The following is a 19942-nucleotide window of genomic DNA, read 5'->3' as shown; positions in this document are numbered from 1 at the left end:
CTACAAATTAACACTGCTCTCAAACTGCGTTGCGGTGAGTGTGATGTGGTACAGAGTTTGATTCCCCTACAAATTAACACTGCTCTCAAACGGAATCCGTCTTTTTTTGGAAATCATCAATGTTTGATTCCCCTACAAATTAACACTGCTCTCAAACCTGTGCGCAGTATGCAGAATTCTTTCTCCGGTTTGATTCCCCTACAAATTAACACTGCTCTCAAACCCAGGTAAGTACCGTGAAACCCTTATACCGTTTGATTCCCCTACAAATTAACACTGCTCTCAAACCCACGTCAGCACCGTGAAGCCCTTGTACCAGTTTGATTCCCCTACAAATTAACACTGCTCTCAAACGTTATGTTACCATTTTTATTGAGAAGATTCGTTTGATTCCCCTACAAATTAACACTGCTCTCAAACGAAAGGTCAGAACAGCTTTGAAGTTGAATTGTTTGATTCCCCTACAAATTAACACTGCTCTCAAACGGATAAGTTAAAACAGAAAGTCGGGAAAGGTTTGATTCCCCTACAAATTAACACTGCTCTCAAACAAAACTCTATCTCTTTTTTTATTCGTGCAGTTTGATTCCCCTACAAATTAACACTGCTCTCAAACCACTGTCTGGGGTGATTTGATGTTGCTATAGTTTGATTCCCCTACAAATTAACACTGCTCTCAAACGTCTATGTCCTCATTGTCCTTGGCCATGATGTTTGATTCCCCTACAAATTAACACTGCTCTCAAACCGGACGAGGTGGGGAAAACAGCCAGCGAAGTTTGATTCCCCTACAAATTAACACTGCTCTCAAACCAAAAGGACGGGAGCATTGGAAAAACAAAAGTTTGATTCCCCTACAAATTAACACTGCTCTCAAACCTCAAACGTTCAAGAAAACGATCTGCGAATCGTTCATGCTCCTTCATAAGGGACTGGTCTCCCGATTATTTTAACATAAAACACATAAATCTTCATCCACAATATATCTCCGCTCCGTCTTGAGCATCTTATGTTCACTAGATTCAAGTAACAGCAACTGAATCTTCCTTGCAAGTACACTCTCCAAAAATTTTTCCATTTCCTCATCCGACACAAAACTTCTAAGGTTCACAAGAATGAAAAGTTTTTTTGCATCATATTCCTGCACTAATTCAAAATAGTCCAACAACTTCTCCCCTAAGCTTTCTTGCAGATCATCAATACAAACTCCTGCCGATTTGATCAATGTTTCCGGCGACATTTTAGTAAACACAAAGCTACCGGTCATTTCCATGGACAGATCCATCAAATGGCTTTCCCATTCGCCGAGAATCTCTTTGGTTTTGATATAGTGTGTCTCTTCTATCGCCAAACGCTGCATTTTTGCAATGATTTTAGCAACAAGATTTTTGGAGTTCATGTCAAAGGGCACAAACTGCGAATGAAGTTCTCCGTATTTTGCAAAAGATAACACCTTGTTTTCCTCTGAAAGAACTGCCGCCCCCTCATTTCCTTGAATCTGCTGAAAAATATCAGAAACAATCATATATAAGACTTTCTGGTTCTCAATCACGATGCTACAGCTCTTATCCCCTGCACACTCAAATACACGGTCTATTTCAGGCAAAATAATTCTCATAATATAATAAACCTTTCCTCCGAATCAATCACATCACTTGTATATTCTCCCACCACATAATCCATCTTTACAAACTGCTTTTCCGTAATGGTAATGGTTTGTACAAGACCCTTCGGAGGTTTGTGACTGCGGATCATATTTTTAACAGAATTTTCAACAGAGGGACTCGTCATCATTTTACAGTAAACTGATTCTTGCAACATTACAAATCCGTTCTTGATCAACAATTTGTGAAAATGCCGATAATTACGTTTATCCTCCAAGGTAAGTGTCGGCAGATCAAAAAACACCATCATCCTCATAAATCGAAACCCGCTCATACCTTCTACCACTTATAGCAAACTATAGAATTTAATCTCTGAAGAATCCTTGTCATTCATAGCATCAAAGACACTTCTTGTATACATTTTGATCGCATTCATTACAAATTGACTCTATCCGTCTAAAAGAATTCTCTGATCTAACAATGTCCAGACAGCATGTTTTTCATCTTTATCAAACTCCGTCGGATTCATCTCATATACCTTCCGATCTACCAGGACACGAAATGGTTCCATAAGATCTGACCCCAAATTGTAGTGATTAAACATATTGTTATGAAAAATCCCAAGCTGCGTCAGATATCCGTTTGCACTGATTTCCCGGTTAAATGCAGACAAAATAATACTATATCCATAGTTAAGAGCTGCATTGATTGCAGTATCTGCACTTCGGGTAAAGTCCATCCCAAACAGGGCATTAAAATACACTTTCGCTGCGTGCCCTTCACGATTTGATGCATCCGCAAGTTCCACTTGACCAACGTATTCCGAAAGGAGCGTCGCCTGTGCTCCTCTCCCAATTTCCCGCAAAAAATCAGCCTGCTTTCGTATTTTTTCACTCACAATATCCCGCCAAACTGCATCCTTAGCGCCTTGTTCCCAGGTGATTTGCGTCCGGATTTTGGCAGAACTGTCATGGCACCCGTGATGTGGAGACAGCTCTGCCACGGGATTTCTTTTGGAATCGCAAAAAATCACCTTGACCTTCTTTGCCGTCAGTTCTTCCATCAAAATTCCTGTCACCGAAACCGCCGGATTTTCAATCAACAGCACCGCCATTTCATCCACCAGAATCCTCTTGGTCTCAATTCCCCGGACTACAAGATATCCCATCTTGTAGTCCAATTTTGCCTGGTTCTCAATCACTACCACTCGCCAACTCATACTAACTCCAATAAATTTTGTGATCTTTTCTCCCACAATCCAGATGGAGACGGGTCAATAATCCGTACATCCGAATAATTCTTTTTCCAGTTAGAAATCGCCCAGCTCACAACAGTAGCTGCACTTCTGGAAGCCCCTCCTATAAGCGACAGATCACAACCTGATGCCAGCCTGCCAAAAATCGAATGGATATGTAGCAGCGCTTGACACTGCTCCACAATGGACAAGCCACTGAAGTTCTCTTTTCCTGCCAAAAGAACTTTTGTAGGTGCGTTGAATCTTTTCCTATAAACACTGTTCTGAAGCTTATCAAGGTAGATCTCATAAAGTTCTCGGTTTTGAGTTTCCGAAACCTTATCATATGCCACATCGTATATGTATTTGGAATTGGCTTTGTTCTTTTCCACAAATTTCTCCAGCTTCTTTATGTATTCCACCCATATATATTCTGATGAAAACGGCATCAGGGATTGGGCAATTAAAACTCTTCCACCACTGCTGATTCCTGTAATGCAAGCTCTAAAGCCATCAAATGACAGCATGGTGTTCACCTTCCATGGCCGCATTCCCAAAGGAAATGACACCTCTTTTACCGGTTTTCCCAAAATTTGTTCCAATCTTACAAATGCGTACTCTGTGGCAAACTTTTCGTCTTCCAGAAAGCGCTTTCCCTGTAGTAATCCCACTGATATTATAGTGATTTCTGTTTTCTTTCCCACCTTATATTGGGTCGGAATGTAGAACATCATGCCTGCCTTATTGTATCCACCATATCTCTCCGTCGGAAGTCCTGCCTTTAACGGAACCAACCCGGCCGCCCGCTTTACCGGCATTTGGTCGAAAAGTCCTCCGGTTTTAAATGCCGCATACTTTACAAGATGTGCTGTATTCTTTTTGCTGATTCGTTTTACTTTTTCCAACATGGCCGCACCATCCCAGACCATTTCGCTTCCACATTGGAATGGATGTGTAAATATGGTTTTCGTTTTAATACTATAAGAGGAATCCACTGTAAACCAACGTTTTGAAAAACGCGTATGGTAAACATTTCCCACCACAATATTTAGGTATGCATCCACCGCATGATGAAGATCGTTATACACTCTCGATTTTGGCAACGCAAATTCGTGGCGAAAATCCGATGTCAGCCCTGCCTTGGTATAAACGATTTCTGCATCTGCAAATCGTTCCTTCAGCAATGTTGCAATCACCTTCGTAGACTGAGATGTCTCCGTCAGTTGTCGATTAATAAATCCATATTTTTCACTCTCTGTAAATGGTGTAGATCTGATCAATCGTTTATACTTCTCATCACTAAGCGTCCCTACCTGGTTCCACCATTTCCACTGTCCGTGCATCCTCTTCCTGATATCTGATTGAAGCGGATAAACATCACTTTTTTCGCCGTTTATCTGAGACTTAACCAAGACTTTGTTATGAATAATGCTGTCGTCTTTTACGTAGGCTTGCGGATAAATATGATCCACATCGTATTTTTTGGATCCAGACATCAACTCCTCTAGCAGGATCGCATCCCCACTATATGCGCATCTTCCAAATTGCATGAAATAGAGGAACAGTCTGTCCGACTGCAAACGGTTGTCCGCATATTCTCCCATAGATTCCAATTGATGCTTTAAGTCTCTGACGTCTTCCTCCTTGCACTTTTTATAGAATTCCAAAATCTGCTCTTGTCTGCTTTTCGTCCTCTTCCCTTTTTGATCCGCGCTTCCTCCTCGTGTCATTTCTACAAAAATTTTATCCGGTTTCCCGAATGCCGCTTCAACATCTTTTACGATCGCCAGAGTTCTATATATCGGCCGGCGAACAGCATTGGACACGTACATATCATCCAATCTTTCTTTTAAAGTCTGCTTCTTGCCCTGATAATATTCCCGCCTGAACGCTTCTATCTGTTCCACAAAGGTATAGCGGTCGGACAAAATTTCCATTAGATTGTCGTTCGTTTCCCACATCGTCCGAAGAATGGTAGTTACTTCTCCCACCTCTTTCTCAGCACCTTCCAGATCCATCAGTAGGCTTCTGGACAATCGCCCAAAATCTTTCACTTTGATTTTGCATAAATAGCTTACATCTTCTTCCGAAAGGTGAGAATATTCCTTCCGGATCCACTTTGCCACACGACTCTTATCCTCCGCATAGGATGCTCTCTCTATGATCCTCTCCACATCTTCTTTCGATAAAAGTCCACTTTCCATCAATCTTCTAAATGCAAGATGCGATGACAGACTGGTATGTATTTGTTCATCAATTCCGCTAATAGATTCTTTTGCATTTTTGTCAAGGTAGTTATTGCTGATCAAATACTCTTCAATGTCTTTTCTACGGACTTTCTTCTTTTTTTCAAAAAGATTTTTGTAGATTTCTTGTTTGATCTCTACCGACACCTTTCGTCCATCAATTTTCAGATTGTTAATTTCATTCAACACCATAAATTTCTGATAGCACAAAGAGTCTTTTGGAAGAACATCCTCTCCCGGAAGATAACTGCACTTGTTTGTCATCCTCTTGATAAATGCTTCTTCGCTCTCGTCATCCTCAATCATTTCCGAATAGTTCCATGGTGTAATTTTTCCCTGCTTACGCACGATCCAAGCATGATCAGAATTTTTATTTAAAGGTCCCACATAATAGGGGATTTTAAATCTGAAAATGGACAAAATTTTGTCTTTTACCACTATATGATCTTTGTCTTCCTCTTGCAAAAACGGCAAATAGTTCGATGCATGATCCAGGATTTTTTTCAATTCATATTCGTACAACTGTCGCGGAATTACCCGGTTATTTGTGTTTTTTTGCTTAGGCATAAATAAACGTAATTCAAGCCGGGTTTCCACATCCGTATAAATAGCTTCATCTTCCTCCTCCGGTTTTATCTCTCTTATAACCTTGAGCAAGAATTTAGAAAAGTCTTCTATATTTGCTTTTTTCTTTATCTCCTCTGCAGCACTGCCCTCTGCATGGTAGGAATAGGCCACATAATTGTCTGCTTTTGCTTCACGAAAAATTTCATCATACCGCTCCGGCAAATATTTCCGAATCAGAAACTTCAAAGCCTTTAAGTCTGCTTTGTGCTGCTCATACACCGTCACCTTAGACTCTGATATAGTGGATATTCCGGATCCTCCTTCTAAAATATCAGCTAATATGCTCCAGTCATACAGCATTCGCAGCTCTGCAATAATCTCATAATCTTCCCCAATGTTGGCCATCAGCTCCGCAAATTTTTCTTCTTCCATTCCTAAGGTGATAGATCCCAAATCTGTATACTCTTCTTTTCCAAATACATCCTTTAACTTGCAGCTTTTTCCGGCCAAAAGTTGGATCAGCCCATCTTGACTATAAGGAAATTCATCACAAATCATCTTTTCAGGCTTCTTCCCGTTAAGAAGAAGGGATTTTAAATTTCCATACTTGGCAGTCACACCTTCTTTTTTCTTAAGTGCTTCGCCTAACTCCTTCGCCTCTGTTTTATCCCATGGCGCATGAAATCCTCGTTCCTCAAAAAATTGCAGAAACCGGCTGTATACGGATTCTACATCTGTAATTTCATCCAATTTTTCTACATTGACGTTACTTAGAAAATGTCCCCTGTGAGCGATAAGCCATGCACACGCCAAATAAACCAGACGTACATCATGTGGCTGTCTGTTGTTCATCAATTCACAAATCAAATGATGTATGGTTGGATATTCAGACATATACTGTACGTCTGTATATGTCTCGTCATTAAAGAAAACATATCTGTCTTCTGTTTCATCTCTCCAACGAAAGCTTTCGGATAAGCGAACAAAAAATCGCGGATCTGTTTTTGCAATCTCTTTTGCGAATAGTTCCTGCAACAGTTGGACTCTTTGTTGTCTGCGGTCCAGCCTCCTACGAGCAGATCTGAATCCTCTCCTTTCATCGCTTAATGATGCACTGTCAAAAAGTATGCTTCCCCATGCGTCACTTCCACGAAAACGGAGTAAATTATATTCGTCATCCGTAACCGCATATCCAACCGAATCTGTTCCAATGTCCAATCCTAAATAAACTTTTTTTCCTGCATTCATTTGACAATTCTCCTTATTTGTATTATTATAAGGGTGCTTATTTGTAGTTCCCCTACGAATTAGCACTGCGAGTTCAAATAAAAGTTTACTCAACTCGCTGGTTCGTCCAGCTGCACAGTGTGTGCATTAAGACTTCGATTCGAAGTCTTTTTTTGTGCTAACAACCACTCACATCTCTGGGCGTACCGTTTTAACACTTCCGATAAGTTGCTAATTCAATTTTACTTCAAAGATTTTCCAATATCAACTAATTTAGAAACTTCTCCCTTAAAATCCGCATATTTTATCCCGTAATCCCAAACTGGTATTCAAACTATCCTTTTGTTTACCGAGTTGCCAATTTTCCAATAAATCCGTCTATTGCAAAGGTACTGTCGCATTAGTTTGAAATAGGCTTATAGGATAAAACGTATTGGTCTATCACTCTTGAAATAACTCGCAAAATGCTCGCTTCCAGACACCAAAAAAGAGACTTGCAAGCAAGCTTGCAGTCTCTTTTTTGGCGCCTGAATTGGCACTTTATTTATTGTTTTCGCGTATATTACTCGATGATGGTAGCTACTCTACCAGATCCTACAGTACGTCCACCTTCACGAATAGCGAAACGAAGACCCTGCTCCATTGCTACCGGGTGAATCAACTCGATAGTCATCTCTACGTTATCTCCAGGCATGCACATTTCTACACCGTCCGGCAGGTTGCAAACACCTGTAACGTCAGTTGTTCTGAAGTAGAACTGCGGTCTGTAGTTGTTGAAGAACGGAGTATGACGTCCACCTTCATCCTTTGTCAGTACATAAACCTGAGCAGTAAACTTACGATGGCAGGTGATAGAACCTGGTTTTACCAGAACCTGTCCTCTTTCGATCTCGTCTCTCTGAACTCCACGAAGCAGTGCTCCGATGTTGTCTCCTGCCTGAGCCTCATCCAGAAGCTTACGGAACATTTCAACACCAGTTACAACTGTCTTCTTGCTCTCTTCTTTGATACCAACGATTTCTACTTCGTCAGATACATGAAGAACTCCACGCTCTACTCTACCGGTAGCAACTGTTCCACGTCCTGTGATGGAGAATACGTCCTCGATCGGCATCAGGAACGGCTGATCTGTAGCACGCATCGGATCCGGAATGTAGCTGTCAACTGCAGCCATCAGCTCCATGATCTTGTCTCCCCAAGCTCCGGAAGGATCTTCCAGTGCTTTCAGAGCAGATCCCTGAATAACCGGAGTATCATCTCCCGGGAACTCATACTCATCCAGAAGCTCACGGATTTCCATCTCTACCAGCTCAAGAAGCTCTTCGTCGTCTACCATATCGCACTTGTTCATGAATACTACGATGTACGGTACACCCACCTGACGGGAAAGCAGGATGTGCTCTCTGGTCTGAGCCATAACTCCGTCGGTAGCAGCAACTACCAGGATAGCTCCGTCCATCTGAGCCGCTCCTGTGATCATGTTCTTAACGTAGTCAGCATGTCCCGGGCAGTCTACGTGAGCATAGTGACGGTTTTCTGTCTCGTACTCTACGTGAGCGGTAGAAATCGTGATACCACGCTCTCTCTCTTCCGGAGCCTTGTCGATGTTCTCAAAATCAACTGCTGCATTTCCTGCTACTCTCTCGGACAGAGTCTTTGTGATAGCTGCTGTCAGAGTTGTCTTACCATGGTCAACGTGTCCGATGGTACCAATATTACAGTGTGGTTTTGTTCTTTCAAATTTAGCTTTAGCCATTTTGAATGTCCTCCTTATTCATGGTGCCGCAAAGGCATTTTTATTCTACATATCTAGCCTGACTTTGATTATATTTCAAAGCCCGCCTTTTTTCAAGCCTTTTCGGCTATTTATTATTGATTCTTCCCTGCCAGTACCTTCTCCTGTACAGACTTCGGAACCGGCTCGTATTTCTCAAAGAACATAGAGTAGTTTCCACGTCCCTGTGTCCTGGAACGAAGGTCTGTGGAGTATCCGAACATCTCAGACAAGGGCACATAACCTCTTACGATCTTTCCGCCGCCCAGGTCGTCCATTCCTTCGATACGGCCACGACGTGAGTTGATGTCTCCGATTACGTCTCCCATGTACTCTTCCGGCATGGTCACTTCCACCTTCATGATCGGCTCAAGAAGCACCGGTGCAGCTTTTTTCATAGCATCCTTAAATGCCAGAGAACCTGCAATGTGGAATGCCATTTCACTGGAGTCTACCTCATGGTAGGAACCATCGTAAACATTTGCCTTCAGTCCAACTACCGGGAATCCTCCCAGCACACCGGACTTCATAGCTTCCTCGATACCCTCTCCGATCTTCGGGATATACTCCTTCGGGATCGCTCCACCTACAACGGTAGATTCAAAGAAGAACACCTGCTCGCCATTGACATCGGTAGGCTCAAACTTCACCTTACAGTGTCCGTACTGTCCACGTCCACCGGACTGCTTTGCATACTTGCTGTCCACATCCACCGCCTTGGTAAATGCTTCCTTGTACGCAACCTGAGGCGCGCCCACGTTTGCCTCCACCTTAAACTCACGGAGAAGTCTGTCTACGATGATCTCCAGATGAAGCTCACCCATTCCGGCGATGATCGTCTGTCCTGTCTCCTGATCGGTGTGTGCTCTAAAGGTCGGATCCTCTTCTGCCAGTTTTGCAAGAGATTCTCCCAGTTTGCCCTGAGATGCTTTTGTCTTGGGCTCGATCGCCAGCTCGATAACCGGCTCCGGAAACTCCATGGACTCCAGGATTACCGGATTCTGCTCATCACAGATGGTATCTCCTGTCGTTGTTACCTTGAATCCGATCGCAGCCGCAATATCTCCGGCATAAACCTTGTCCAGCTCTTCTCTCTTATTTGCGTGCATCTGAAGGATACGTCCCACACGCTCTTTCTTGCCCTTCGTTGCATTCAGTACGTAGGAACCGGAGTTGATCGTACCGGAATACACTCTGAAATAAGCAAGCTTTCCTACGAACGGGTCTGTCATGATCTTAAATGCAAGCGCTGCAAACGGCTCTTCGTCAGAAGAATGTCTGACAGTGTCGTTTCCGTCTCCGTCTACACCCTCGATCGCCGGGATGTCGGTCGGTGCCGGCATATACTCCAGGATCGCATCCAAAAGCTTCTGCACACCCTTATTTCTGTAAGCAGATCCGCAGCAAACCGGGATCGCCTGACACTCACAGGTGGCCTTTCTCAAAACTCTCTTCAGGTCTTCCACAGACGGTTCATTTCCTTCCAGATATTCCATCATCAGATCATCGTCCAGGTCACAGATCTTCTCTACCAGTTCAGCCCGGTACAGCTCTGCATCCTCTTTGATGTCCGCCGGGATCTCTCCCACAAAGATGTCGTCTCCTTTGTCGTCACGATAGATATACGCCTGCATCTCCATCAAATCTACGACGCCCTGGAAATCGTCCTCTTTTCCGATAGGCAGCTGCAGACAAATGGCGTTCTTTCCCAGTCTTGTCTTGATCTGCTCCACGGCATTGTAAAAATCAGCACCCAAAATGTCCATCTTGTTGATGAATGCCATTCTCGGTACATTATAGGTGTCTGCCTGACGCCATACGTTTTCTGACTGCGGCTCTACTCCGCCTTTTGCACAAAATACACCCACAGCCCCGTCTAATACACGAAGGGAACGCTCTACTTCTACCGTAAAGTCAACGTGTCCCGGAGTATCGATGATATTGATACGATGTTCCGCAGCACCGGCTTTCTGCTTTGCGTTTTCCTGAAGTGTCCAGTGGCAGGTCGTAGCGGCAGACGTAATGGTAATACCTCTTTCCTGCTCCTGCTCCATCCAGTCCATGGTAGCATTTCCTTCATGGGTATTACCGATCTTATGGTTCACACCGGTATAATACAGGATACGCTCTGTCAGCGTCGTCTTTCCCGCATCGATATGGGCCATAATACCAATATTTCTGGTCTTATCTAATGGATATTGTCTTCCAGCCATTACTTCCTCCTAAATCCTTAGAAACGATAGTGAGCAAACGCCTTGTTTGCCTCAGCCATCTTGTGCATATCTTCTTTCTTCTTCACAGATGCGCCTGTGTTGTTGGCTGCATCCAGAATCTCATTTGCCAGTCTTTCTTCCATTGTTTTCTCGCCTCTTTTACGTGAGAACAATGTCAGCCAACGAAGCGCTAACGCCTGTCTTCTGTCGGCTCTTACCTCGATCGGCACCTGATAAGTCGCTCCACCGATACGCCTTGCTTTTACTTCCAGTACGGGCATGATGTTGTTCATTGCCTCTTCAAATACTTCTACAGCCGGCTTTTCAGCTTTTGCTTCAACTCTGTTAAATGCTCCGTATACAATCTTCTGTGCTACACCCTTTTTCCCATCCAGCATAATGTTGTTGATGAGCTTGGTAACCACCTTGTTGTTGTACAACGGATCTGCTAATACATCTCTTTTTTGAGTATGTCCTTTACGTGGCACGGTCCTTCCCTCCTTAAACATAGTGGCGCAACCTGCAGGTCACGCAGATTAATTCATCGGTACTCACTCACATAGCTTCCACTGATCGTGCAGTGCCAGGCATACGATCTATACCTTGCAACTTACTTAATCATAGTTTACGTTTGTGATAACGATCTGGTTACACTTTACTTTTTGGCGTCTTTCGGTCTCTTAGCACCGTATTTTGAACGTGCCTGCCTTCTCTTTGCAACACCCGCTGTATCAAGTGTACCTCTGACGATATGGTATCTGGTACCCGGAAGGTCTTTTACTCTTCCTCCACGGATCAGAACCACACTATGCTCCTGAAGGTTGTGTCCTTCTCCCGGAATGTAGCTTGTTACCTCGATTCCGTTGGACAGACGAACTCTGGCGATCTTTCTAAGAGCGGAGTTCGGCTTCTTTGGTGTAGCAGTCTTTACAGCTGTACACACGCCTCTTTTGTGAGGAGCAGAAAGATCTGTACTTCTCTTTCTCAAAGAGTTGTAACCTTTTTGAAGTGCCGGTGCGGTAGACTTCTTTACAGATGTCTGACGTCCCTTTTTCACTAACTGATTAAATGTTGGCATTCTTTTCACCTCCTATGATTATAATAAGTTGCATATTCATTTACTGAATATTGGCATACAAAAAATGCTATGCATAATTTTGCACGCTTGTTCAGTGTATTACGATTTTTCCGTCTTGTCAAGAGTTTCCTGTTTTGTCACATACATTTGTCACCTATATTTCGTCATGTACATTCGCCACGTATCTTTGTTGCTTACAGTCCCAGCGTATCCGAAATGGCACCCATCTCCTCCAGCGCCACATCCACCAGATCCTCCAGACGCAGTCCGGTAAATTCAATCGCCTCCATATAGTCCCTGTTCGCCCCGGCTGCAAATCGCATCTCATTAAATCGTTTTAACACGGATTTTGGCTTCACACTTGCAATCTTTTTGTCCGGATAGATCTGTGCCACCGCCTTCACAAATCCACTCATGGGATCTGCCGCCAAAAGCGCATACTGGATCGGCGTCTTTGCTTTCACGCCGCATTTGGGGTTATGCGCACAGATGGCGCCAAACAATTCCTGATCCTCCACTCCTTCTTTCTTCAGGATCTCCACCGAAGTGGGGCCGTGTACCTTCATGTCATTTCGCCAGTCGCACTGCTCCTCATCCAGATCGTGGAGAAGTCCGGCAATCCCCCATTTTTCCACAGAATCCGGAGCCAACCGCTTTGCCAGCCCTCTCATGATCGCCTCTACTGCGTAGGAATGGAGGATATAGTTTTCTCCTTCCATATACTTCATCAAAATAGTATGTGCCTCTTCCCGTGTCATAGTTCTTCCTCCTTTTTCCATGCCTGTCTGATGCGCTTTTTCCCGGCGGCTCTTTGTTGAGCAGTTATCTCCGCTTTTTTCGCATTCTTCTGCCGGCTTCTTCTTTGTGAATGAATTGACATTTGCTGCTATCATACCATTTTTATCCTCTGCCGTCATCTTTTTTGCCAACTTTCCTCTTTTCTCACCCTCTTTCTGTTCACAGAAAAATCCCGGCACTGACAGTCCTGGCCTCTCACGCCCTCTCCCCATTTAAACAAAGGGGTTGAGGCGAGCTAGACCAACACATTTTGTCCTATAACACAGTATGAATATCTGCATACATCGCCAAAACTCCTATAGAACCACGCGACTACCACATGGTTTTCCTAACACAAAAAGCTCCGGCTTGTGACACAAGCCGGAGCCTTTGCTTCCTCTATTTCCGGGTAAAACGCCGAAGAAGCCGTTATTCCTGTTCTTCTTCCTGCGTATGGGAAGGGCAGGAGCAGCAGCCTCCGCCGCAATCTCCACAACATCCACCCGATTTTTTCTTTTTCCAGATACTTCGTACAATGGCGATGACTGCAATCACCAGGATTCCGCCAATGATCCCGGTAGACAGCACACTGCTTGCCGCTAATGCCATGTTCATCCCTTCTTTCTACACTCTTGCTCCATCCACGCTTACACTGGACAGATTTTTACTTGTACTTCTTTCCTTCGGCTGCGGACGGAACAGCAGGTACAAAAAGATAACGGTCAGCAGGATCGCCACGATCGTTCCCACTCCAAAGCTTCCGCCTGTCAGCACTGTTCCAAACTGGTACACACACAGGGATACTGCATATGCCAGGATCGTTTGATAGCCGATGGCAAACCAAAACCACTTTTTATTGTTCATCTCTCTTTTGATTGCTCCCATTGCCGCAAAGCAGGGGGCACACAGCAGGTTGAACACCAGGAAGGAATACGCCGCTATCGTTGTGAAGCTTGCCGCCAGATTTCCCCATACTTCCGATCCGTTTTCCGCCACTTCCTCATATCCATAAAGGATTCCGAAGGTACCTACCACGTTTTCTTTCGCTACCAGTCCGGTGATGGCTGCCACGGCCGCTTTCCAGTTGCCCCAGCCAAGAGGAGTAAAGATCCATGCGATCCCTTTTCCAATGTTTGCCAAAAAGCCCTGATCCAGACTTTCTACCATCTTGATCTTTCCACCTACCATTCCAAAGCTGGATGTAAACCAGATAAAAATGGTGGACAAAAGGATGATGGTTCCGGCTTTTTTAATGAAGGACCAGCCTCTTTCCCACATACTGCGGAGCACATTGCCTACTGTAGGCATATGATAGGCCGGAAGCTCCATCACAAACGGTGCGGGATCTCCCGCAAACATCTTTGTTTTCTTCAGAATAATTCCGGAGCAGATGATGGCTGCGATCCCCACAAAGTAAGAGCTGGGGGCAACCCAGGACGCTCCGTTGAACAAGGCTCCTGCAATCAGCGCAATGATCGGCAGCTTCGCCCCACATGGAATAAAGGTTGTGGTGATGATGGTCATCTTTCTGTCTCTGTCATTTTCAATGGTCCGAGACGCCATCACTCCGGGAACTCCGCATCCTGTTCCGATCAGCATGGGAATAAAGGACTTTCCGGACAACCCGAATTTGCGGAAGATCCTGTCCATAATAAATGCAACTCTTGCCATATATCCACAGCCTTCCAAAAACGCCAGCATGATAAACAGCACCAAAATCTGTGGTACAAATCCCAGAACCGCACCGACTCCGGCTACGATTCCATCCAGAACCAAACTCTTCAGCCATGCAGCACAATTGACAGACGTCAGAAAATTCTCTACCAGCACAGGAATGCCCGGGACATCTACCAGCCCAAACAACTTCCAGCCGTCCCCAAACACGCCTTCATTGGCCCAGTCTGTGGCCCATCCGCCTACCGTAGACACGGAGATATAGTAAACCAGCCACATGACTGCCGCAAAAATCGGAAGCGCCAGAAAACGGTTGGTTACGATCCTGTCTATTTTATCGGATGTCGTCAGCTTTCCCTTCGCCTGTTTTTTTACCAGACTTTTTTCAATCACGTCTGTGATGTATTCATACCGCTCATTCGTGATGATGCTTTCCGCATCATCATCCATCGCCGCTTCCAATTTTGCGATCAGATCCTCTACTTCCGGCACCTGTTCCATTGTCTCGGTGATCTTGGAGTCCCGTTCAAACAGCTTCACTGCAAAAAATCTCTGCTGTTCCTGTGGCACCCCTGACAGCTGCCGCTCGATCGTCTCCAGTACGGCTTCCACTTCCGGCGCAAACCCATGGACATGTTTCTGCTTCTGTTTGCTTTCTGCCAGTTTTTTTGCCCTGTTTGCAGCTTCCATGACCCCTTCCCCTTTTAGGGCAGAAATCGTTACCACTTCACATCCCAGATGCTCTGCCAGCTTTTCAATACGGATCTCGTCTCCCGATTTTCTTACAATGTCCATCATATTGACAGCCATCACGACCGGGATTCCCAGCTCCAGAAGCTGGGTGCTAAGATACAGATTTCTTTCCAGATTGGTTCCATCCACGATGTTTAAGATGGCGTCCGGCCTTTCCTGCAGAAGATAATTTCTTGCCACTACCTCTTCCAGCGTGTACGGTGACAGGGAATAGATCCCGGGAAGGTCTGTGATGGTTACCTCTTTATTCCCTTTTAATTTCCCTTCCTTTTTTTCCACCGTTACACCCGGCCAGTTTCCTACAAATTGATTGGATCCTGTCAGTGCGTTAAACAGTGTCGTCTTTCCACTGTTCGGATTTCCTGCCAGAGCGATTGTTACTCCCATTTTCATTCCTCCTAAATTTCTCGATTACTGTACTTCTATCATTTCTGCATCTGCTTTTCGCAAAGACAGTTCATAGCCACGGACTGTTACCTCAACAGGATCTCCCAAAGGCGCCACCTTACGAACAAAAATGGAAGTCTTTTTCGTGATTCCCATATCCATGATCCTTCTTTTTGTCGCACCTTCCCCGTGGAGCTTTACCACCGAAACGGTTTCCCCACATTTTACGTCTCTTAACGTTTTCATCTTACTCTCCTCCTACACCATGATCTTATTGGCAATCCCCTTGCTGATGGCAACCCGGGATCCTTTTACCTGTACGATAATGTCTCCTCCATTACTGGATATGACCGTCACTTCCTCTCCTGGTACAAACCCCAGATTTTCCAGAAATTTCTTTGTTTCCCCTGCCCCCTGCACTCTCTGAATGACAGCACTCTCGCCTTCTTTTAACAGTGTCAATGGCACTTTATCCACTTCCTTTCTTTTTTGTCTTTTCAAGTACCATCCATTTTTCATGAATCCCTGCGCCTTTGCTGTCCGGGAGGTATTCCCGCTTTACCGTCGCTGGGCAGCCTTTTTATTCTCAATAACTTGATACTGATTATCATTTACGAAGATATTGTAGTGGAATCTTTCCCGTTTGTCAACCAGAACCCGAAGAAATCTGCCGAAAGAAATGTTTTGAAAACGTTTCTTAATTCATATCCACACGCAAAGCGGAGCAGAGTCGGTTCGACTCTGCTCCGCTTTTTTACGATTTCTTATCTGCTCTATTCTTCTATCAGTATTTCTTCCGTCTGTGCATCTACTTCTTCCAGAATGTCGTCCCAGTCGCTTCTCTCCTGGGCTCCTTCGGAGGTCAGTTTTACATCCCGGTATTTCCGCATACCCGTTCCTGCCGGGATATGCTTTCCGATGATGACATTCTCCTTCAGACCGATCAACGGGTCTACTTTTCCCTTGATGGCCGCTTCCGTAAGCACCTTGGTGGTTTCCTGGAAGGATGCTGCCGACAGGAAGGAATTGGTTGCCAGAGATGCCTTGGTAATACCAAGCATGATCTGTTCGCCTGTCGCCGGCTCTTTTCCGTCTTTTTCCATTTCGGCATTGACATCCTCGAACTCCAGCCGATCTACGTTGATACCCGGCAGGAATTCGGTATCTCCCGCCTCTTCCACTCGAACCTTCTTCAGCATCTGGCGCACGATCACTTCAATATGCTTGTCGTTGATCTCTACACCCTGCAGGCGGTATACGCGCTGTACTTCCTGGATCATATAATCCTGTACGGCACGAAGTCCTTTGATCTTGAGGATATCATGCGGATTTACGCTTCCTTCCGTCAGCTCGTCTCCTGCCTCCAACTCCGCTCCGTCCTGGATCTTGATCCTGGAACCGTAGGGAATCAGGTAAGCCTTGGATTCGCCCGTCTCGTTGTTGGTTACGATGATCTCCCGTTTTTTCTTGGTGTCGTTGATGGTCGCCGTTCCTGCAAACTCCGTAATAATAGCAAGTCCCTTGGGCTTTCTCGCCTCAAACAGCTCCTCCACACGGGGAAGACCCTGGGTAATATCGTCTCCTGCCACACCTCCTGTATGGAAGGTTCTCATGGTCAACTGGGTTCCTGGCTCTCCGATGGACTGTGCCGCAATAATACCAACAGCTTCTCCCACCTGCACCGGCTCTCCCGTCGCCATATTGGCTCCGTAGCATTTTGCACACACGCCGCTGTGGGAACGACAGGTCAGGATGGTACGGATCTTGATCTTCTTCAAGGTCTCGCCCTTTTCGTCTACACCCTTCTTCATGATCAGCTCTGCGCGTTTCGGCGTCACCATATGGTTTGCCTTTACCAGAACGTTTCCTTCTGCATCTTTGATATCTTCGCACAGATAACGTCCGGTGATTCTCTCCTGCAGGCTTTCGATCTCTTCGTTTCCATCCATGAAAGCCTTTACATACATACCCGGAATCTCTTTTCCTTCTTCCCGGCAATCGATCTCGTGAATGATCAATTCCTGGGATACGTCTACCAGACGTCTGGTCAGATATCCCGAGTCCGCTGTACGAAGCGCCGTATCCGACAGACCTTTTCTTGCTCCGTGGGCAGACATGAAGTATTCCAGTACGTCCAGTCCTTCACGGAAGTTGGACTTGATAGGAAGCTCGATGGTCCGTCCCGTCGTATCTGCCATCAATCCACGCATACCCGCCAGCTGTTTGATCTGCTTGTCGGAACCACGGGCTCCGGAGTCCGCCATCATAAAGATGTTGTTGTATTTATCCAGTCCTGTCAGAAGCGCCTCTGTCAGGGCGTCGTCAGTGGCTTTCCAGGTTTCTACCACTTCTTTGTAACGCTCTTCCTCTGTGATCAGACCACGGCGGAAGTTTTTGGTGATCTGATCCACCATCTCTTCTGCCTTTCCGATCATCTCCGGCTTCTGTGGCGGTACCGTCATATCTGAAATGGAAACGGTCATGGCCGCCCTGGTAGAATATTTGTATCCGATGGATTTCACTGCGTCCAGCACCTCTGCCGTCGCTGTGGATCCGTGGGTATTGATAACCTTCTCCAGAATCTGCTTCAGCTGCTTCTTTCCTACGTGGAAATCCACCTCCAGCAGCAGCTCATTGCCTTCCACCTCACGATCTACAAAGCCCAGATCCTGCGGAATGATCTCGTTAAACAGGAATCTTCCCAGCGTAGACTCGATCACACCGGATTTCACGGTGCCGTCCGGCATCTTTTTGGATACCCGTACCTTAATGATCGAATGAAGGGTAATGGCTTCATTTTCGTAAGCCAAGATCGCCTCGTTCACATTTTTAAAGTTTTTTCCCTCTCCCTTTACGCCCGGTCTTTCCTGCGTCAGGTAATAGATGCCCAGAACCATGTCCTGAGACGGTACTGCCACCGGACCTCCGTCGGAAGGTTTCAGCAGGTTGTTGGGAGACAACAAAAGGAAGCGGCACTCTGCCTGCGCCTCCACCGACAGCGGCAGATGGACTGCCATCTGGTCTCCGTCAAAGTCCGCATTATAAGCGGTACATACCAGCGGATGCAGCTTGATGGCCTTTCCTTCTACCAGGATGGGTTCAAACGCCTGGATTCCCAGACGGTGCAGGGTAGGGGCACGGTTCAGCATAACCGGATGCTCCTTGATCACATCTTCCAGCACATCCCAGACTTCCGGCTGCAGCCTCTCTACCATCTTCTTTGCATTTTTGATATTGTGCGCGGTACCGTTTTGTACCAGTTCTTTCATTACAAATGGTTTAAACAGTTCGATCGCCATTTCCTTGGGCAGACCGCACTGGTAGATCTTCAGCTCGGGGCCTACTACGATAACGGAACGTCCGGAGTAGTCCACACGTTTTCCAAGAAGGTTCTGACGGAATCTTCCTGATTTTCCTTTCAGCATATCTGACAGGGATTTCAGCGCACGGTTTCCCGGCCCCGTCACCGGACGGCCTCTTCTTCCGTTGTCAATCAGAGCGTCTACCGCTTCCTGCAGCATTCTCTTTTCATTGCGGACAATAATATCCGGCGCTCCCAGCTCCAGAAGTCTTCTCAACCGGTTGTTGCGGTTGATGATCCTTCTGTACAGGTCGTTCAGATCGGACGTGGCAAACCGACCTCCGTCCAACTGTACCATCGGTCTCAGATCCGGCGGAATCACCGGTACTGCCGTCATGATCATCCACTCCGGCTTGTTTCCGGACTCTCGGAACGCTTCCACTACTTCCAGGCGCTTTACGATCCTTGCGCGCTTTTGCCCGGTAGCGCCCTTTAAGCCTTCCTGAAGTTCGTGATATTCCTTATCCAGGTCAATGGCCGCCAAAAGCTCCTGTACCGCCTCGGCTCCCATCCCTGCACGGAAACCGCTTCCCCATTTTTCTCTGGCCTCCTGATACTCCTGCTCAGAAAGTACCTGCTTGTACTGAAGGTCTGTCTCTCCTTTTTCCAGTACGATATGGGAAGCAAAATACAGAACCTTTTCCAGTGTTCTGGGAGACAGATCCAGGATCAGTCCCATACGGCTGGGGATTCCCTTAAAATACCAGATATGTGACACCGGGGCTGCCAGGGCAATGTGTCCCATTCTTTCACGTCTTACACTTGCTTTCGTCACCTCTACTCCACAGCGGTCACAAACCACGCCTTTATAGCGGATTTTTTTGTAGCGGCCGCAGTGGCATTCCCAGTCCTTGCTGGGTCCGAAGATCCGCTCGCAGAACAGTCCGTCCCGCTCCGGCTTCAGCGTTCTGTAGTTGATGGTCTCAGGCTTTGTCACTTCACCTCTGGACCATTCCAAAATCTTATCCGGCGATGCCAATCCGATTTTGATCGCATCAAACGTCATCGGCTGATAGGATTGTTCTCTGTTAGTTTCTGGCATACTGG

14 protein-coding genes and 1 CRISPR repeat array are annotated in these 19942 nt (G+C 45.9%); all 14 genes read right to left on the bottom strand.

The annotated features are described in order from the left end of the window. Positions 1–55 precede the first annotated feature (55 nt). Positions 56–879: direct repeats of the CRISPR family, unit length 36 nt; unit sequence GTTTGATTCCCCTACAAATTAACACTGCTCTCAAAC. Between the two features lie 70 nt (positions 880–949). The 14 genes from csn2 to rpoC all read right to left on the bottom strand — a co-directional run bounded on the left by csn2 (position 950) and on the right by rpoC (position 19937). Further along, the gene (csn2, locus tag SOW26_RS08255) at positions 950–1618 is read right to left on the bottom strand and encodes a type II-A CRISPR-associated protein Csn2 (RefSeq protein WP_320652218.1); all 669 of its coding nucleotides are present in this window, start codon (positions 1616–1618) and stop codon (positions 950–952) included. Further along, positions 1615–1938 (bottom strand): CRISPR-associated endonuclease Cas2, encoded by a 324-nt coding sequence (gene cas2, locus SOW26_RS08250; protein ID WP_320652217.1) that lies wholly within the window; start codon positions 1936–1938, stop codon positions 1615–1617. Before cas2 ends, csn2 begins: the two co-directional genes overlap by 4 nt. Positions 1939–2052: 114 nt before the next feature. Further along, positions 2053–2823: a type II CRISPR-associated endonuclease Cas1 gene (gene cas1, locus SOW26_RS08245; RefSeq protein ID WP_320652216.1), complete on the bottom strand. Its 771-nt coding sequence runs from the start codon at positions 2821–2823 to the stop codon at positions 2053–2055. Next, the gene (gene cas9, locus SOW26_RS08240) at positions 2820–6992 is read right to left on the bottom strand and encodes a type II CRISPR RNA-guided endonuclease Cas9 (protein ID WP_320652215.1); all 4173 of its coding nucleotides are present in this window, start codon (positions 6990–6992) and stop codon (positions 2820–2822) included. The genes cas1 and cas9 overlap by 4 nt, the downstream gene beginning before the upstream one ends. A gap of 448 nt (positions 6993–7440) precedes the next feature. After that, the gene (gene tuf, locus SOW26_RS08235) at positions 7441–8634 is read right to left on the bottom strand and encodes an elongation factor Tu (RefSeq protein WP_154476860.1); all 1194 of its coding nucleotides are present in this window, start codon (positions 8632–8634) and stop codon (positions 7441–7443) included. A 113-nt stretch (positions 8635–8747) separates the two neighbouring features. Then, positions 8748–10865 carry an elongation factor G gene (gene fusA / locus SOW26_RS08230; protein WP_276960101.1) on the bottom strand — a complete coding sequence of 706 codons (2118 nt, stop codon included), beginning with the start codon at positions 10863–10865 and terminating at the stop codon, positions 8748–8750. A 17-nt stretch (positions 10866–10882) separates the two neighbouring features. Beyond that, positions 10883–11353: a 30S ribosomal protein S7 gene (gene rpsG, locus SOW26_RS08225; protein WP_276960102.1), complete on the bottom strand. Its 471-nt coding sequence runs from the start codon at positions 11351–11353 to the stop codon at positions 10883–10885. A 167-nt stretch (positions 11354–11520) separates the two neighbouring features. Next, complete coding sequence (gene rpsL / locus SOW26_RS08220) at positions 11521–11943, bottom strand: 30S ribosomal protein S12 (RefSeq protein ID WP_154476866.1); 423 nt, start codon at positions 11941–11943, stop codon at positions 11521–11523. A gap of 194 nt (positions 11944–12137) precedes the next feature. Continuing rightward, a complete protein-coding gene (locus SOW26_RS08215; RefSeq protein ID WP_330683608.1) occupies positions 12138–12872 on the bottom strand; it encodes an HD domain-containing protein in 735 nt (244 codons plus the stop codon). 277 nt (positions 12873–13149) lie between these two features. Next, positions 13150–13329: a FeoB-associated Cys-rich membrane protein gene (locus SOW26_RS08210; protein ID WP_276960103.1), complete on the bottom strand. Its 180-nt coding sequence runs from the start codon at positions 13327–13329 to the stop codon at positions 13150–13152. 15 nt (positions 13330–13344) lie between these two features. After that, positions 13345–15534 (bottom strand): ferrous iron transport protein B, encoded by a 2190-nt coding sequence (gene feoB / locus SOW26_RS08205; protein ID WP_276960104.1) that lies wholly within the window; start codon positions 15532–15534, stop codon positions 13345–13347. Positions 15535–15558: 24 nt separating this feature from the next. Further along, the gene (locus SOW26_RS08200; protein WP_154476872.1) at positions 15559–15780 is read right to left on the bottom strand and encodes a FeoA family protein; all 222 of its coding nucleotides are present in this window, start codon (positions 15778–15780) and stop codon (positions 15559–15561) included. Between the two features lie 12 nt (positions 15781–15792). After that, the gene (locus SOW26_RS08195) at positions 15793–16053 is read right to left on the bottom strand and encodes a FeoA family protein (protein WP_154476874.1); all 261 of its coding nucleotides are present in this window, start codon (positions 16051–16053) and stop codon (positions 15793–15795) included. Between the two features lie 254 nt (positions 16054–16307). Further along, positions 16308–19937, bottom strand: a complete 3630-nt coding sequence (gene rpoC / locus SOW26_RS08190; RefSeq protein WP_320652214.1) for a DNA-directed RNA polymerase subunit beta' — start codon at positions 19935–19937, stop codon at positions 16308–16310. Positions 19938–19942: the final 5 nt, after the last annotated feature.

It is taken from the genome of Suipraeoptans intestinalis (genome assembly GCF_034091795.1).
In the GTDB taxonomy this organism is placed as follows: domain Bacteria; phylum Bacillota; class Clostridia; order Lachnospirales; family Lachnospiraceae; genus Suipraeoptans; species Suipraeoptans intestinalis.
Note: the sequence above shows the minus strand (reverse complement) of the source record. Positions and strands in the feature narration are given on the sequence as shown.

Bases quoted from the DNA above. Each gene is read 5' to 3' on its own strand.
- cas1 (WP_320652216.1), bottom strand. From the start codon at position 2,823: ATGAGTTGGCGAGTGGTAGTGATTGAGAACCAGGCAAAATTGGACTAC.
- SOW26_RS08200 (WP_154476872.1), bottom strand. From the start codon at position 15,780: ATGAAAACGTTAAGAGACGTAAAATGTGGGGAAACCGTTTCGGTGGTA.
- tuf (WP_154476860.1), bottom strand. From the start codon at position 8,634: ATGGCTAAAGCTAAATTTGAAAGAACAAAACCACACTGTAATATTGGT.
- feoB (WP_276960104.1), bottom strand. From the start codon at position 15,534: ATGGGAGTAACAATCGCTCTGGCAGGAAATCCGAACAGTGGAAAGACG.
- SOW26_RS08210 (WP_276960103.1), bottom strand. From the start codon at position 13,329: ATGGCATTAGCGGCAAGCAGTGTGCTGTCTACCGGGATCATTGGCGGA.
- SOW26_RS08195 (WP_154476874.1), bottom strand. From the start codon at position 16,053: ATGAAAAATGGATGGTACTTGAAAAGACAAAAAAGAAAGGAAGTGGAT.
- rpsL (WP_154476866.1), bottom strand. From the start codon at position 11,943: ATGCCAACATTTAATCAGTTAGTGAAAAAGGGACGTCAGACATCTGTA.
- rpoC (WP_320652214.1), bottom strand. From the start codon at position 19,937: ATGCCAGAAACTAACAGAGAACAATCCTATCAGCCGATGACGTTTGAT.
- cas2 (WP_320652217.1), bottom strand. From the start codon at position 1,938: ATGAGCGGGTTTCGATTTATGAGGATGATGGTGTTTTTTGATCTGCCG.
- csn2 (WP_320652218.1), bottom strand. From the start codon at position 1,618: ATGAGAATTATTTTGCCTGAAATAGACCGTGTATTTGAGTGTGCAGGG.
- fusA (WP_276960101.1), bottom strand. From the start codon at position 10,865: ATGGCTGGAAGACAATATCCATTAGATAAGACCAGAAATATTGGTATT.